The 15972-nt window shown below is 71.7% G+C and carries 12 protein-coding genes; 2 read left to right on the forward strand and 10 right to left on the reverse strand.

Features of this window, described 5'->3' with window-relative positions:
• Positions 1 to 5 precede the first annotated feature (5 nt).
• Both J2Z30_RS00275 and J2Z30_RS00280 read right to left on the reverse strand, forming a co-directional pair.
• Positions 6 to 197: a hypothetical protein gene (locus tag J2Z30_RS00275; protein ID WP_020872298.1), complete on the reverse strand. Its 192-nt coding sequence runs from the start codon at positions 195 to 197 to the stop codon at positions 6 to 8.
• 41 nt (positions 198 to 238) lie between these two features.
• Positions 239 to 763 carry an Asp23/Gls24 family envelope stress response protein gene (locus J2Z30_RS00280; RefSeq protein ID WP_044577368.1) on the reverse strand — a complete coding sequence of 175 codons (525 nt, stop codon included), beginning with the start codon at positions 761 to 763 and terminating at the stop codon, positions 239 to 241.
• A gap of 164 nt (positions 764 to 927) precedes the next feature.
• Between J2Z30_RS00280 and J2Z30_RS00285 the strand changes: the two genes are divergently transcribed.
• The gene (locus J2Z30_RS00285) at positions 928 to 1656 is read left to right on the forward strand and encodes a hypothetical protein (protein ID WP_372453214.1); all 729 of its coding nucleotides are present in this window, start codon (positions 928 to 930) and stop codon (positions 1654 to 1656) included.
• Positions 1657 to 1705: 49 nt separating this feature from the next.
• Here the strand turns inward: J2Z30_RS00285 and J2Z30_RS00290 are convergent, their stop codons facing one another.
• Both J2Z30_RS00290 and J2Z30_RS00295 read right to left on the reverse strand, forming a co-directional pair.
• A complete protein-coding gene (locus tag J2Z30_RS00290; RefSeq protein WP_044577363.1) occupies positions 1706 to 2197 on the reverse strand; it encodes a response regulator in 492 nt (163 codons plus the stop codon).
• Complete coding sequence (locus J2Z30_RS00295) at positions 2194 to 6597, reverse strand: HAMP domain-containing protein (RefSeq protein ID WP_044577360.1); 4404 nt, start codon at positions 6595 to 6597, stop codon at positions 2194 to 2196. The genes J2Z30_RS00290 and J2Z30_RS00295 overlap by 4 nt, the downstream gene beginning before the upstream one ends.
• A 93-nt stretch (positions 6598 to 6690) precedes the next feature.
• Here J2Z30_RS00295 and J2Z30_RS00300 point away from each other — a divergent pair, with 93 nt between their 5' ends.
• Positions 6691 to 8592, forward strand: coding sequence for an ATP-binding SpoIIE family protein phosphatase (locus J2Z30_RS00300; protein ID WP_044577356.1), 1902 nt, complete (start codon positions 6691 to 6693; stop codon positions 8590 to 8592).
• Positions 8593 to 8779: 187 nt separating this feature from the next.
• On the opposite strand, the gene J2Z30_RS00305 is transcribed toward J2Z30_RS00300, so the two are convergent.
• From J2Z30_RS00305 to J2Z30_RS00330, 6 genes are all read right to left on the reverse strand, one after another.
• Complete coding sequence (locus J2Z30_RS00305; protein WP_044577353.1) at positions 8780 to 9559, reverse strand: enoyl-CoA hydratase/isomerase family protein; 780 nt, start codon at positions 9557 to 9559, stop codon at positions 8780 to 8782.
• A 122-nt stretch (positions 9560 to 9681) separates the two neighbouring features.
• The gene (locus tag J2Z30_RS00310; RefSeq protein ID WP_020872291.1) at positions 9682 to 9903 is read right to left on the reverse strand and encodes a helix-turn-helix domain-containing protein; all 222 of its coding nucleotides are present in this window, start codon (positions 9901 to 9903) and stop codon (positions 9682 to 9684) included.
• Between the two features lie 423 nt (positions 9904 to 10326).
• Positions 10327 to 11925 carry an ABC-F family ATP-binding cassette domain-containing protein gene (locus J2Z30_RS00315; RefSeq protein WP_044577350.1) on the reverse strand — a complete coding sequence of 533 codons (1599 nt, stop codon included), beginning with the start codon at positions 11923 to 11925 and terminating at the stop codon, positions 10327 to 10329.
• Positions 11926 to 12073: 148 nt separating this feature from the next.
• A complete protein-coding gene (locus tag J2Z30_RS00320) occupies positions 12074 to 13561 on the reverse strand; it encodes a hypothetical protein (protein ID WP_078956968.1) in 1488 nt (495 codons plus the stop codon).
• Between the two features lie 197 nt (positions 13562 to 13758).
• Positions 13759 to 14886, reverse strand: a complete 1128-nt coding sequence (locus tag J2Z30_RS00325; RefSeq protein ID WP_044577347.1) for an alpha/beta hydrolase — start codon at positions 14884 to 14886, stop codon at positions 13759 to 13761.
• A 94-nt stretch (positions 14887 to 14980) separates the two neighbouring features.
• Positions 14981 to 15667: a class II aldolase/adducin family protein gene (locus J2Z30_RS00330; RefSeq protein WP_044577345.1), complete on the reverse strand. Its 687-nt coding sequence runs from the start codon at positions 15665 to 15667 to the stop codon at positions 14981 to 14983.
• Positions 15668 to 15972 lie beyond the last annotated feature (305 nt).

The raw sequence follows: 15972 nt of genomic DNA on the forward strand, positions 1-15972 counted from the left end.
GGCGCTCACCGTGGCCGTCCGTCACGGCCCCGGGAACGGAAGAAGTCGCCCGGTTCCAGATCACCGTCCAGGAACCGGCCGACGATGAACCCGACGGCTCCCAACGCCGCCACCAGCAGAAAGGCCCCGAAACCACCGAAGTAACCTGCGAAAGCCAGCGCCATTCCCGCGATCATTCCGACCACGGCCATGCTCATCGTGTGCTCCTTCGCTGGAGCCAACCGGAACCGCCGCCGGCCTACTGGAGCCGCGGCTCCGGCGATTCCTCTTCCTCGTCCGGCAACTTCACATCGCTGACCGCGATATTGACCTCGACGACCTCGAGGCCGGTCATCCGCTCGACCGCCGCGATCACGTTCTCCCGTACGGCCCGTGCGACATCGGCGATGGAGACGCCGTAGTCCACCACGATCTCCAGGTCGAGGGCCGTCTGTACCTCCCCCACCTCCGCCTTCACCCCGCGGGTGACCGACCGGCCGCCGGGCACCCGGTCCCGTACGACCCCGAAGGTACGCGCGAGACCGCCGCCCATGGCGTGGACGCCGACCACATCGCGGGCCGCCATACCCGCGATCTTCTCGACGACGCCGTCGGCGATGGTGGTGCGCCCCCGCACGGCCGGGTCGCCTCCGCCCCGCCGGGTCCGATCGGTGGCGGCGGCTGCCGCGGCGATGCCGGGCCCGGCGCCCAGCGTCTTGGGCGTACCGGCGGCGGGTTCCGTGGCGGGGTTCTCGGGTCGGTTCCGTGGTGCGGTCTCGGACATCACCGATCGTCCCTTCCGAGGCGAAGAGCGGTGGAAGCGATTTCCGCTCGCTCTATTTGCCACCTTAAAGGGACCTTCCCCGAACCGCTTCGGAGATGCGGCACTCGCGCGATCGATACGGCAGGCTGAGAGCGGTAGGGCTCACGTCCGTACGGCGGTAAGGGGTGACAACGGTGGTCGCGGACCGGCTCGCGCAGACCGTAAGGGAGCAGTTGCGGATCGGTCGGCTGCTGCCCCTGGGCGAGCGGGAGGACGGCTCCTGGATCACCGAACGCGCGGCGGGCGACGTGCTCGGGCGGGCCGCCGCCGAGGTCCCCGGCGCGCATCTGGAGGCGCTGCGGATCGGGTCCGCCGACCCCGACACCGCCGGGACGCCCGCGGTTCCGCCCCCGCCGAGCGCGCTGCCGCCGGGGCCCTTGCGCATCGCGGCGGAGTGCGGAGCGACGCTGGAGGAACCGCTTCCGGTGACGGCGGACCGGCTGCGCGACGTACTGCTCGACGCGGCGACGGACCGGCTCGGCCTGCTGGTGGAGGCGGTGGACATACGGGTGACGGAGGTGCTGGACGAGTTCCCGGCCCCGCCCGCGGAGGCCCCGCGCTCGGAGGCCCCGCGCCCCCACTGGATCGAAAGCCCGGCCCCGGATCCCGCCACCGCGGCCGTCGCCCGCGCCGCCACCTCCGTGCCCGGCGTCGCCCGGCTCGCGCCGGTGCTGGGCTCGCCCCGGGCCGTGCGGATCGAGGGGGCGCACATCCGGATCGAGCTGGCCGTGTCGGCGGATCACCGCGCCGTGGACGTGGCGAGGGCGGTACGAACGGCGGTGGCGGCGACCGCCCCGGGGCCGGGAGACCAGCCGCCCACGGTGGCCGTCCTCGTCACGGCCGTGGAGCCCTGACCGGAGCCCCGCCCCGGCCGGTCCCTGACCTGAGCCCAGCCCCGGCCGGTCACTCCTCGACGTACTTCCGCAGCCCCTCGACCGTGCGCTCCAGCTCCTCGATCCGGTCGGACAGCTGCTCCGTCCGCGCCTCGAGCAGGCGGTTCTTGCGGTACATCTCCAGGAACACATTGACCTTCGTCCGCAGCAGCCAGGGATCGAAGGGTTTGGTGAGGAAGTCGGCGGCGCCGACCGCATAGCCCCGGTAGGCGTAGTCGGAGTCGGCGTCGGTCCCGGTCAGCAGGATGATCGGGACGTCCTTGGTCTGGTCGAGCCGCTTGATGTTGGCGGCGGTCTCGAAGCCGTCCATGCCCGGCATCAGCACGTCGAGCAGAACGACGGCGAAGTCCTGCCGCAGCATCGCCTTCAGCGCCTCCTCGCCGGAGCGGGCCCGGACGAGTTGCTGATCGAGCGGGCCGAGGACCGCCTCCAGCGCGATCAGGTTCTCCTCCATGTCGTCGACGATGAGGATTCCGGCCTTCCCGGACACGCTCGTAGTCATCGTTCCCCCTGCCTCGGCCTCGGCGGACCGGTCTCAGCAGGCGTGGCGCCCTCTCCGGATACGTCCTCTCCAGATACGTCCTCTCCGGACACGGCGGTCCCACCATCAGACGTGGCATCACCGCTCCCGGACTCACCCGCCTGCCCCGGCTCGTCCGGCTCCCCCTCCTCGATGTCCGGATCGAGCAGATCGAGGATCGCCGACATCAGCCGGTCGACGTCCACGGGCTTGGAGACATAGCCATTGGCGCCGCTGTCTATGGCCTTCTCCCGGTCGCCGGGCATGACCTTCGCAGTCAGGGCGAGGATCGGCACATCGGCGAGGCGTGGCGTGCTCCGGATGGCCCGGATCGTCTCGTACCCGTCCATCTCCGGCATCATCACGTCCATCAGGACCAGCGAGACGTCCGGGTTGCGGTGCAGCACCTCCAGCCCCTCGCGGCCGTTCTCGGCGTACTTCACCGTCATGCCGACCCGGCCCAGTACATGCGTGAGAGCGAAGACGTTCCGGATGTCGTCGTCGACGATCAGGATGCGGCGGCCGTTCAGCACCTGGCCAGGACGTCCGCGCTGCCACTCCTTGAGCCGGGTGGTCCCCGGCCAGCCGTCGTCGTGGTCCTCGCCCTCGCCCTCCCGCTCGCTCCCGGCCTCGGCCTCCGTCCCGCCGTCCGGGGCCCGGATGGCGAGCCGGCTGGCGACCAGGCTGTCCGCCTCGCCGAAGACCCCGCTCGGGGCGTGGTCGGCGGTGTCCGGCAGCGTCTCGTCCGAGGCGGGGGCCGCCGCCGGGACGGTGGAGCCGGTGGCCCTGGGGTCCGAGGGGTCGGGCGCCGGGGCGACTCCGCTGTAGTGCGCGGGGACGTAGAGGGTGAAGCGGGAGCCGACGCCCAGTTCGCTCCTGGCCACGATCCGGCCGCCGAGCATTCCGGCGATCTCCCGGCTGATGGACAGGCCGAGGCCCGTCCCGCCGTACTTCCGGCTGGTGGTGCCGTCGGACTGCTGGAACGCCTCGAAGATCACCGGCAGTTTCTCCGGCGGGATGCCGATACCGGTGTCGGTGACGGAGAACGCGATGACGGCGTCCGCGGCCCGCAGCGCCTCCTCCTCGAACTCCGCTCCCGGGGTGCGCTCGACGCGCAGCGTCACCCCGCCCGACGAGGTGAACTTCAGGGCGTTGGAGAGCAGATTGCGCAGGATCTGCTGAAGCCGCTGCTCGTCGGAGAACATCTCGCGCGGTACGTCCTCGCCGACCGCGATCTCGAACAACAGGCCCCGGTCGACGGCGAGCGGCCGGAAGGTGGCGTTCACATAGTCGAGGATCTTGACCAGCGGCAGCTTCTTGGGCCGGACGTCCATCCGGCCCGCCTCGATCTTCGACAGATCCAGGATGTCGTTGATCAGCTGGAGCAGATCGGAGCCGGAGCGGTGGATGGTGGCGGCGAACTGCACCTCCTGGGGGGACAGCCGGTCCTCGGGGTTGTCGGCGAGCAGCCGGGCCAGGATGAGCAGCGAGTTCAGCGGGGTGCGCAGCTCATGCGACATATTGGCCAGGAACTCGGACTTGTACTGGGAGGCGGTCGCCAGCAGCGCGGCCTTCTCCTCCAGCTCCGCGTTGGAGCGCTGGAGCTCGTTCGAGCGCTGGCGCAGCTCGGTGGTGAGCCGCTGGGACTCGGAGAGCAGCGACTCGGTGCGGGCGTTGGCGATGATGGTGTTGATCGAGACGCCGATGGTGTTGACGAACCGGTCGACGAAGGCCAGGTGGACCTCGCTGAACCGGCTGAACGAGGCCAGCTCGATCACTCCGAGCACCTGGTCCTCGTAGAGGATCGGCAGGATCACCACGCTGGCCGGGAGCGCGGAGCCCAGCCCGGAGTCGATGGTGATGTAGTCGGGCGGGACGTCGTTGATGAGGATCCGCTTCTTCTCCATCGCCGCCTGGGCGACCAGCCCGCGGCCCCGGGGGCCGGGTCGCGGCGTCTGGCCGTCGCCCCGGACCGCGTCCTGGTCGGTGCCGTATCCGGCGATGAGCTCGAGCCCCTCACCGGGCCTGGCACCGGCCGCGCTGAGGAAGAACGCCCCGAACTGCGCGTTGACCAGCGGAGTCAGCTCGCTCAGGATCAGATCGGCGACCTCGACCAGATCGCGGTGGCCCTGCATCAGGGAGGCGATACGGGCCAGGTTGGACTCCAGCCAGTCCTTCGCGCGGGTGGTCTCGCGGAGGTTCGCGACCATCAGATTGACGTTGTTCTTCAGCGCGGCGACCTCGCCCTGCGCCTCGACCGAGATGGACCCGGACATATCACCCTGGGCGACGGCGGACGCGACCTCGGCGATCGCGCGCACCTGGGTGGTCAGGTTGAGGGCCAGCTCGTTCACGCCGGTGGTCAGTCGCTTCCAGGTGCCGTAGACGCCCTCGACCCGGGCCTGGCCGCCCAGCCGGCCCTCGCTGCCGACCTCGCGGGCCACCCGCGTCACCTCGTCGGAAAACGAGGAGAGCGTGTCGACCATGGTGTTGATGGTGGTCTTCAGCTCGAGGATCTCGCCGCGCGCGTCGACGTCGATCTTCTTGCTCAGATCGCCCTCCGCCACCGCGGTGGCGACCTGCGCGATATTGCGGACCTGGGACGTCAGGTTGGACGCCATGAAGTTCACGTTGTCCGTAAGGTCCTTCCAGACCCCGGACACGCCCGGCACTCCGGCCCGGCCGCCCAGCTGGCCCTCGGTACCGACCTCGCGGGCCACCCGGGTGACCTCGTCGGCGAACGAGCGCAGCTGCTGGACCATGGTGTTCACGGTGTCCTTGAGCTCCAGGATCTCGCCCCGGGCATCGACCGTGATCTTCTTCGACAGATCGCCGTTGGCGACCGCCGTGGTCACCTGGGCGATGTTGCGGACCTGGGAGGTCAGGTTCAGGGCCATGAAGTTGACGTTCTCGGTGAGGTCCCGCCAGACCCCGGAGACGCCGCGCACCTGGGCCTGACCACCGAGGTTGCCCTCGGTGCCCACCTCGCGGGCCACCCGCGTCACCTCGTCGGCGAAGGACGACAGCCGGTCCACCATGGTGTTGATCGTCGACTTCACCTCCAGGATCTCGCCCTTGGCCTCCACCGTGATCGTCTTGCTCAGATCGCCCTCCGCCACGGCGGTGGCGACCTGGGCGATGTTGCGGACCTGGGAGGTGAGGTTGTCCGCCATGAAGTTGACGTTCTGCGTAAGGTCCTTCCAGACCCCGGACACGCCGCGGACCTGGGCCCGGCCGCCCAGCCGGCCCTCGGTGCCCACCTCGCGGGCCACCCGCGTCACCTCGTCGGCGAAGGCGGAGAGCTGGTCGACCATGGTGTTGATCGTCGACTTGAGCTGGAGGATCTCGCCCTTCGCATCCACGGTGATCTTCTGCGAGAGATCACCGGTGGCGACGGCCGTGGTCACCTGGGCGATGTTGCGGACCTGGGAGGTCAGGTTGGACGCCATGAAGTTGACGCTGTCCGTAAGGTCCTTCCACACCCCAGAGACGCCGCGGACCTGGGCCCGGCCGCCCAGCTCGCCCTCGGTGCCCACCTCGCGCGCCACCCGCGTCACCTCGTCGGCGAACGCGCCCAGCTGGTCGACCATGGTGTTCACGGTCAGCTTGAGCTCCAGCAGCTCACCGGTGGCCTCGACCGTCACCTGGCGGGTGAGGTCACCGCGGGCGACCGCCGTGGTCACCTCGGCGATGTCACGGACCTGCGCGGTGAGCCGGGAGGCCATGGTGTTGACGGCCTCGGTGACCATGCGCCAGTCACCGGACAGCCCCTGCACCTTGGCGCGGCCGCCCAGCCGCCCCTCGGTGCCGACCTCGCGGGCGATCCGGGTCAGCTCGCCGGTGAACAGCGACAGCTGGTCCACCGTGCGGTTCACCCCGCGTCCCAGCCGCCGCAGATCGCCGCGGAGCTGGCGGTTGCCGTCGTGCAGATCCACCCGCTGGGTCAGATCGCCGGACGCGATCGCGTCGAGCACCCGCGTGGCGTTGGACACCGGGCCGACCAGGGCGTCCACCAGCGCATTGGCCGCGTCCACATTGGTGGCCCAGGCCCCCTGGCCGGGGCTCGCGGTGATCCGCTCGTCCAGCCTGCCCTGGCGCACCACCTCGCGGCGCACCCGGTGCAGCTCCCCGGACAGATGCGCGTTGCGCACCGCGAGCTGATTGAAGACCCCGGCCATCTCGCCGACCAGACCCTCGGCCGAGGTGTCCGCGCGGACGGTGAAATCACCGTCACACAGAGCGTTCATCGCCGCCAGCAGGGACCGCAGCTCGGGCGCGGACGCGGTCTCCGCATCGCGCGCCGGGCCGGAGGGCCGGGCGTTTTCCGGACATTCCACGGGCGGGGCCGGGGAAGTGTCGGTGGTGATCGGGTCGAGAGCCATGGCGTCGTCCCTTAAAGATCATTCATATCCCCCTGTCTGTCATAATATGGCACCTAGATGGCCTAAACAGCCTGTATTGCCCTGGAGTCGCACGTGGGAGCTTTGTTTCCTCTCGCGCGTGAGTCCGTCTCGCGGACGACGCTGCCCGGAAGCGTGCGCGCGCCCGGCGCGGCACGCGCCTTCATCCGTACGGCGCTCACGGGACGGAGCGCGGCGGAGGCGTTCGCCCCGATCACCCTCGACGAGCGGTCGATCGACGACGCGGTGCTGCTGGTGAGCGAGCTGGTCACCAATGCCGTGCTGCACGCCGGCACCCGGGTCGAGGTGGTCTGCCGGCTCCAGCCCGGCGACGGCGCCGCCGGGGAGGGCTACGGGCCGGAGGGCGGCCCCTTCGGGCCCGAGGAGACGAGCGGCCCGGACGATGTGCCGAGAGACGTAACGAGGCGGCCGGGGATCGTCATCGAGGTGGCGGACCTCCACCCCGCCAGCACCGTCTACGGAGGGCCGGAGACCCAGCGCCGGGGCCGCGGCCGCGGGCTCCAGCTGATCGCGGCGCTCGCCGAGTCCTGGGGCGTGACCTATCACCGCACCCGTAAGGCGGTCTGGTTCCGGCTGGACGCCGAGCGGGCGGGGACCGAGCTCGACGCCGTCCCCACCAGCGCGCTCGGGCGCGAGCTGCGGTTCGCCGAGACCCTGGCCCCCATCGCACCGCGTGAGCAGCGCGATCCAACCGCCGAATGGGTGGACCGCGGCGGACCGTCCTTCCTCGCCGAGGCCAGCGAACTCCTCACCGGCCAGCTTGACGAGAACATGGTGGCCGCCCTCGCCGGGCAGCTTCTGGTGCCCCGGCTGGCCGACTGGTGCGCGGTCTGGCTGACCACCGAGAGCGGCGGGCTGCAGCTCGCCCGCGTCTGGCACAGCAATGAGCACCGCATCGGCGAGCTCCGCGTCTCGCTGGAGCGGCATCCGCCGCCGACCGGGCTCGGCTCGGCGGGCACCTCCTGGCCCTGGCCCGGGGTCGCGGACAGCCAGGGGGCGGGCGGATCGGCGGTGTGCTTCCCGCTGATCGCGCACGGCCGCAGCCATGGCGTCCTGCTGCTCGGCCGGGCGGGTGTGCCACGCATGGCGGAGGGCGTGGTGCGGCTCTCGGAGGACGTGGCACGGCGGGTGGCCCAGGCGGTGGCCACGGCCCGGCAGTACACCCGTCAGGCGACGATCAGCCGGGCGCTCCAGCGCCGTCAGCTGCCCATGTCGCTCGCCCATATCCCGGGGGTGGACACGGCGATCGTCTACGAGCCGCACGGCGAGGGGCAGACCGTCGGCGGCGACTTCTACGACCTGTTCCCCATGGGCGACCGCCGCTGGTGCTTCCTGCTGGGCGACGTCCAGGGCAGCGACCCGGAGGCGATGTCGGTCACCGGGCTGGCCCGCCATCTGGTGCGGCTGCTGGCCCGCGAGGGCCATGGGGTGGAGTCGGTGCTCAACCGACTGAACCAGGCGCTGGTGGAGGAGGACGCGGAGGCGGCGGAGATCGACGGCGAGCAGTCCCGGCCGCGCTTCCTGAGCCTGCTCTACGGGGAGCTGGAGCCGGACCCGGCCGGGGGCGGCGCCCGCTGCACCCTGGTGAGCGCCGGCCATCCGCTGCCGCTGCGGCTGACCACGCAGGGCGCGGTGGCGCCCGCCGCCTCACCGCAGATGCTGCTCGGCATCGACGAGAACCCGGACTTCCACGCCGACACGCTGGCCCTTGAACCCGGCGAGACGCTGCTGTGCGTCACCGACGGGGTGACCGAGCGGCGCAACGGCCTCCGTCAGCTGGATGACGACGACGGTCTGTCGGACATCCTGCGGGACTGTGTGGGGCTGGGCGCCAAGGCGGTCGCGGAGCGGGTGCGGCGCGCCACGCATGACTTCAGCCCCGAGCCGATCGACGACGATCTGGCGGTGCTGGTGCTGGAGGCGGTGCCGGCGGTGGAGCCGCAGCGGATGCCGTGACGGGGCGGGCGGCCCCACCGGCTGCCGTGGGCGAGTAACGCGCATGCCGATCCGTGACGGCGCCGTCACGGGACCTGATGGCGCCGTAGCGGATCTGCTGGCGCCGTCACGGACCTGATGGCGCCGTAGCGAACCTGATGGCGCCGTCACGGACCTGATGGCGCCGTAGCGGACCTGATGGCGTCGGCTAGTCCGTCACCCCCGCCAGGTCGCGCAGCCGACGGGCCTGGGCGGCGCGCTCGGCGGCGCGCTGCTCCTCGTAGGTGCGGTCCACGGCGCCCCGCAGCAGCGCCTTGGTCTCGACCACGGCGTCGCGGTCCGCGGCAAGCAGGGCCGCCGCCAGATCCTGGACCGCGCCGTCGAGCTCGGCGGCGGGCACCACGAGATTGGCCAGCCCGGTCCGCTCGGCCTCCTCGGCGTGGACGAAGCGCCCGGTCGCGCAGATCTCCAGCGCACGGGCGTATCCCACCAGCCCGACCAGCGGATGGGTGCCGGTGAGGTCCGGCACCAGCCCGAGGCTGGTCTCGCGCATGGCGAACTGTGCGTCGTCCGCGCAGACCCGCAGGTCGCAGGCGAGCGCAAGCTGGAAACCGGCCCCGACGGCATGGCCCTGGACGGCGGCGATCGACACGATGTCGTTCCGCCGCCACCAGGTGAACGCGTCCTGGTACCCGGCGATGGTCGCGTCCAGCTCGCTGTCGGAACCGCGCGCCATGTCGAGGAACGACGGCTCGCCGTCGAACCCCTCGGGCGTGAACGCCTGACGGTCCAGGCCCGCCGAGAAGGACTTGCCCTCGGCGCGCAGCACCACGACGCGCACGGTGCCCGGCACCAGCTTTCCGGCCTCGGCCAGCGCCCGCCACAAGGCGGGCGACTGGGCGTTGCGCTTCGCCGGGTTGTTCAGGGTCACCGTGGCGACCGTGTCATCGACGGTGAGCTGAACGCCGTCCTTGTCGAGCAGGGTCACAGGGGCCTCCGGTCGGGTGCGGTCAGTACAAGTGACTGCACAGTAACCACCCGGCCGAACCGACGATCAGCCGGGTGGCACCCCTGTCCCTGCCTGCTGATGGTGATGGAGCATGCGGGCGATCAGGCCGAGGCGGTCTTCTTGCCTCGCGTCGCACCGCCGCGTCCCCGTAGGGAAACTCCGGATTCGCTGAGCATCCGGTGAACGAATCCGTAGGAACGGCCGGTCTCCTCGGCCAGCGCCCGGATGCTCGCCCCGGAGTCGTACTTCTTCTTCAGGTCTGCCGCGAGCTTTTCGCGCGCGGCGCCGGTCACCCGGCTGCCCTTCTTCAGAGTCTCGGCCACCCGTGCCTCCTCATGGGAAGTGCGCTCTGGACTCTCATGATCACCCCTACAGGGCTTCCTGGCCACCCATTCGGCAAGGTCTGTGGATGAAGGATTGCGGGAAATCGCGGCACGACGGCCTTCGGAAGCAAGGATTCCGTCGCTGTTCAACCTGACACTCTTTCGTGTTCATCGACGAAGAGGCAGGTCAGGGCATACGTGAACTACGTCGCAGACATCCGGACCGGCGCACGGCACGTGGTGCGCGCCGGTGGCTCGCGGCACGCCGCGATACCAGCCGTTCTCACTCAGATGATGGATCACGCCTAGGCCGAATGATCTACGAGAAGGGGATCGGACCGGCGGAACCGGACTCTTGGGGCGGCATCCGGAACGCCACCCCCGGCCCTCCGCCGGGTCGGCCCCGCCCGCTGTCGGGCCTCGTCAGGCGAGCGCGACGAGGTCCGCGTACTCCTGGCCCCACAGGTCCTCGACACCGTCCGGAAGCAGAATGATCCGCTCCGGCTGCAGCGCGTCGACGGCGCCCTCGTCGTGGGTCACCAGGACCACCGCACCGGCGAAGGTGCGCAGCGCGCCGAGGATCTCCTCACGGCTGGCCGGGTCGAGGTTGTTGGTGGGCTCGTCCAGCAGCAGCACATTGGCCGAGGAGACCACCAGGGTGGCCAGCGCCAGCCGGGTCTTCTCACCACCGGAGAGCACCCGGGCCGGCTTGTCCACGTCGTCGCCGGAGAACAGGAAGGACCCGAGCGTCTTACGGATGTCGACGAGATCGAGATCCGGGGCGGCCGAGCGCATGTTCTCCAGGACGGTGCGCTCCGGGTCGAGCGTCTCGTGCTCCTGCGCGTAGTAACCCAGCTTCAGCCCGTGTCCGGGGGTCACCTGGCCGGTGTCCGGCTTCTCGACCCCGGCCAGCAGCCGCAGCAGGGTCGTCTTACCGGCGCCGTTCAGCCCGAGGATGACGACCCGGGACCCCTTGTCGACGGCCAGGTTGACATCGGTGAAGATCTCCAGGGAGCCGTACGACTTCGACAGCCCCTCCGCGGTCAGCGGAGTCTTGCCGCACGGGGCCGGGTCGGGGAAGCGCAGCTTGGCGACCTTGTCGGACTGCCGGACGCCCTCCAGACCGGCCAACAGCTTCTCGGCACGGCGGGCCATGTTCTGCGCGGCCACGGTCTTGGTCGCCTTGGCGCGCATCTTGTCGGCCTGCGCGTTGAGCGCCGCGGCCTTCTTCTCGGCGTTGGCGCGCTCGCGCTTGCGGCGCTTCTCGTCGGCCTCGCGCTGGGCCTGGTAGAGCTTCCAGCTCATGTTGTAGATGTCGATCATCGAGCGGTTGGCGTCGAGGTAGAAGACCTTGTTGACCACCGTCTCGACGAGGTCGACATCGTGGGAGATGACGATGAAGCCGCCGCTGTACGTCTTGAGGTAGTCCCGCAGCCAGGTGATCGAGTCGGCGTCGAGGTGGTTGGTGGGCTCGTCCAGCAGCAGGATGTCGGAGTCCGAGAAAAGGATCCGGGCCAGCTCGACCCGGCGCCGCTGACCGCCGGAGAGCGTATGCAGCGGCTGGCCGAGCACCCGGTCCGGCAGGCCGAGGCTGGCGGCGATGGTCGCGGCCTCCGCCTCGGCGGCGTATCCGCCCTTGGTGAGGAACTCGGTCTCCAGGCGCTCGTACTTCTTCATCGCGCGCTCGCGGGTGGCGCCCTTGCCATTGGCCATCCGGTCCTCGTTCTCGCGCATCTTACGGAGCACGGAGTCGAGCTCACGGGCCGAGAGGATGCGGTCGCGGGCGAGGACGTCGAGGTCGCCGGTGCGCGGGTCCTGCGGGAGGTAGCCGACCTGACCGGAGCGGGTGATGGTGCCGCCGGCCGGGATGCCCTCACCGGCCAGACACTTGGTGAGCGTGGTCTTGCCCGCGCCGTTGCGGCCGACGAGACCGATGCGGTCGCCCCTGGCGATGCGGAAGGAAGCGGACTCGATGAGGACACGGGCGCCGGCACGCAGCTCGACGCCGGAGGCGGTGATCACTGGAATTACTCCTGGGCAGGTTGGACGGCGGACGGGACGGACGAGGGCGGCCGACGCCGTCTAATGCACGAGGAGAATTGCCATGGGGCTAGTTTAGCGGGGCGGGCAAGTCGTTACTCCCCCGGCTTTCCCCCCGGTCGCCCCTCCCTCAGGCTCCGCCCGTGTGTACCTGGAAGGCCGCCCGGCGCACCGCCTTGGCCAGGGCCGGATCGGGGTGGGCCGCGGCCAGCGCCACCAGGACCTGAACGGTGCGGGGGTGCCCCACGGCCCGTACCTCCGCCAGCAGCGCGGGCACGGTGCCCTGGACGGCGGACTCCAAGTGGCGGACGAGCAGCGGGCTCTCCCCGTGGTCGGAGATGGCCGCGGCGGTGTCCACCCACAGCCAGGTGGCCTCCTCGCGGGTGAGCGCGTCCAGCGCCTCGTCCGGGTCGGCGCCCTCGTGTTCGGCGAGCCACAGAAGCGCGTACGGCCGCAGACACGATTCGTCGACGACGGCCCGCACGTTGGGCTCGGCGGGCGCCCCGACCACGCGCAGCGCCTCGAAGGCGAGCCCGCGCAGCAGCGCGTCGTCGCCCCGCGCCGCGTCGATGAGCTCCACGACGGCGCTGCCGACGGGGCGGGCGGCCAGCCAGGCCCGGTACTCGGCGCGGGCGGGGCCCGGGGTCAGGCCCGCACAGCCGCGCAGCATGTCGGCGGCGTGCTGCTCGATGTTCCCGGCCGGGCTCTGGGCGGCGACGCAGATCTGCTCCAGCTTGACCCACACCGCCCAGTTGCCGAGCGCGGTCAGCTCGGCCTCCCGGCGGTCGCCCTTGACGTCGTCGGGCGCGCTCCCGGCGCCCTCCGGCCCCTCCGGCCCGTCCTGGGGTTCCTCCCGCACCGTGAGCGCCCCGACGGACGAGAGGGCGTCCAGGGCCCAGTCGAGCAGCCCCTCCAGCGTGGCGGCGTCCTCGGCGTCCTCGGCATCCTGGGCGTCGTCGGCTCTCACGGCGCCCCCGGCGCCCTCCGCGTGCTCCCGGTCCTCCGTGACCTCCTGGGGGACCTCGCACCGCTCGGTGCGCAACTCGGCGACCCGCTGCCGGAGCATGTCCAGCAGGGTGGAGATCGGCACCGGACCGGCCGAGAGCTGCAGCAGGGAGAGCAGCTGCGGTACGGCCTCGACGACCTCCGCGACCGCCGTCGGCTCGGCCGTCTCGGGGGCGGGGCAGGCCAGGGACCACGCGTCCAGGAGCGCGACCCAGCCCCGCAGCACGGCGCTGTCGTCCCGGTCCCACGCCTGGAGGCGCCAGCCGGGGCGGGTGGTGCCCGCGTGGTGCTCGATGAGGCCGATGAGGCGGGCGCGGTCCCAGTCGGTCCGCACTTCCCGCTCGCTCACCCCGAGCGCCTCGGTGGCGCGGGCGGCGGCCTCGTCGGACAGCGCGCCGGGCGCGCCGTGCTCGGCCGCGGCCCAGTGGGCGATCGCCACGGCCCCGGTGAGCCCCGCCCGAGCCTGCCGGGCCAGCTCCGACGGCGGCGGAGTGCCCTCCGGCGGACGGGGCGCCGGTCTTGAGCCGCGGTTCACCGCGGGCCGGCGGGCCGTGGCCATCGGCCGGTTACGGACAAGTCGGAGCCGGGAGTCGCGCGGAGTACGGGACGTCACGGAAGCAGTCTCGCCGTTGACGGCCCGAAAGCCCAATCGGCACCCGTCCGGCGGTCGCCGCGAAGGGTTCACGCCATCTTACGGACGCTCCCGCCGCCGCCCCGCGAACGCTTCCCGCGCCGCCCCGCACGCGCTTTCGCGATCGCCTTACGGGCGCTACAGGAGGTCGGGTGGCGCGGGAGATCGCCTTACGGGCGCTACAGGAGCGGTATCAGAAAGCGCCGCAGCGCCTCCTCGTACGCCTTGGGGTCCGCGTTCCACATGGCCGCGTGCGGGGCCTGCCGCACCGTGTGAAGGGTCACCAGATCGCGTCTGCGGTCGACGAATTCACGCGAGACGTGCCAGGGCGCCAGGGTGTCGTCGGGGCCGTGGGCGACGAGCGTGGGCACGGACAGCCGCTCCGGGTCGGCCGCCTCCGGGAGCCTGCTGTCGTGGAGTCCGGTGCGCCCCTCGGCGGCGCGCAGGGCGAGCGGGAGCAGCGGCGCGGGGATGCCGCGGGCCGCGGCGAGGGCACGCAGGGTGGCCTGCCAGTCGAGCACCGGGGAGTCCAGGACGAGGCCGATGACGCGGTGCCGCAGCGCGGAGTTCGCGGCGGCGTGGAGGGCCATCGAGGCGCCGATGGACCAGCCGTGCAGCACGACCCCGGTCGCCCCGTAGGCCACCGCGTAGCGGATGGCCGCGTCCAGGTCGCGCCACTCGGCGTCGCCGAGGTGGGATATGCCGTCCTCGGAGCGCGGGGCGCCGGGGTCGCCTCGGTAGGCGAGGTCGAGCACCGGCACCCGCAGCTGCCGCAGGAAGGGCATGACGACCATAGGGTGCTCACGGGTGGTGCCGAGGCCATGGGTGGTGATCACCCATGTGGAGCGTTCGCCGGGGATGAACCAGGCGGGCAGCGGACCGAGTTCGGCGGGCACGTCCACGTCGGCGTGGTCGATGCCGAGCGCGTCCCGTGGGTTGCCGATGTGCGCCTGAGGCGTCAGCCGGACCCGGGTGCCGGGGGTGAGCTCGCCGTGGGTGACCCGCTCCAGGCGGCGCACGACGCAGTCGGCGGGGTGCGGGGCGTCCTCGATGACGGGGCCGACGACGGCGTGGCAGGAGCGGCCGGTGAGGCCGTAGGTGCCGGGGCGCAGCGAGGCGAGCGAGCGGGTCAGGGTGATCTGGCCGGCCGCGGTCGCGTGGACGGTCAGCGGCGCCTCGTTCGGCAGCGGACGGTCGGGGACCGGTTTCAGCGCAGCGCTGGTGGCGTACCGTCCGGCCGCCACCGCGGCCACGCCGACACTCAGCAGGGTGGTGGCGGCCGCGACCGCCGTTGTTCGCAGACGCATCCCTCCCAGTGTGGTCGGGGAGGCGGCGCCCGGCCAGCGGGCGTGCCCGGCCGGGTGACCGCCCGGCCGGAGCCCGGGGGCGTGCCGGGCGGGCTCAGCCCTTCTGGCCGTAGCCGCTCAGCTTGTCGGCGGCGCGCCGCATCTCGTCCGGCGGGATCAGGGAGGGGGTGCGGCCGGGGACGGAGACCGCGGTGAGCCAGACCCGGCACATCCATTCGAGCTGGGCGGTGCGGTCGTACGCCTGGTCCAGAGTGGCGCCGTGGACGACGGTCCCGTGGTTGCGCAGCAGACAGCCGCTGCGGTCGCGCAGCGCCTCGAGCATGGCGTCGGCCAGTTCGTCCGTGCCGTAGAGCGCGTAGGGCGCGACGCGGACCGGGCCGCCGAGGGCGGCGGTCATGTAGTGGATCGCGGGGAGCTCGTCGACGAGCGTGGAGACGGCCGTGGCGTGGACGGCGTGGGTGTGGACCACGGCCTCGGCATCGGTCTCCCGGTAGACCGCGAGATGCATGGGCAGCTCACTGGTGGGCTTCAGCGTGCCGAGGACCTGCCGCCCGTCCAGGTCGACGGCGACGGCGTCCCTGGGGCCGAGCCGGTCGTAAGGGACACCGCTCGGGGTCACCAGGACGGTGTCGCCGACCCGGGCCGAGACATTGCCCGAGGTGCCGACGACCAGGCCGTCGGCGGTGGTCCTGCGGGCCGTACTCACCACCTGCGTCCATGCCTGTCGCAGCGGATGCGTCAGCCGCGGCTGCGGCTGCCGCGTGGATCGCGACTGGGTCACCTGCGCTCACCTCCGGGGCCCGATCCTTCCAGGCGGCCGCCGGCCGCGCGGCGGCGGGACCGGAACGGGCACGGCGGCCGACTACGACCGTGCCTCGTGGGCACCCGACTCCGGGCGGGGTGAACGCGGGGGTACCGCGGACGCCCGCGGGGCCGGTCCCGGAGCCTGTTCCGGCGGCCCTCGATCGCGGCCCAACTCCCGTACGCCATGGGAACGTAGGCTGAAATTCACTGGGTTTTGTCGACCCCGCAACCATGTCACTCCGATGCCCTGCTCAGTTCATCTCCCGTTCACCCTGTTTCCTT

Origin of the sequence: Streptomyces iranensis (genome assembly GCF_017874715.1) — a bacterium.
In the GTDB taxonomy this organism is placed as follows: domain Bacteria; phylum Actinomycetota; class Actinomycetes; order Streptomycetales; family Streptomycetaceae; genus Streptomyces; species Streptomyces iranensis.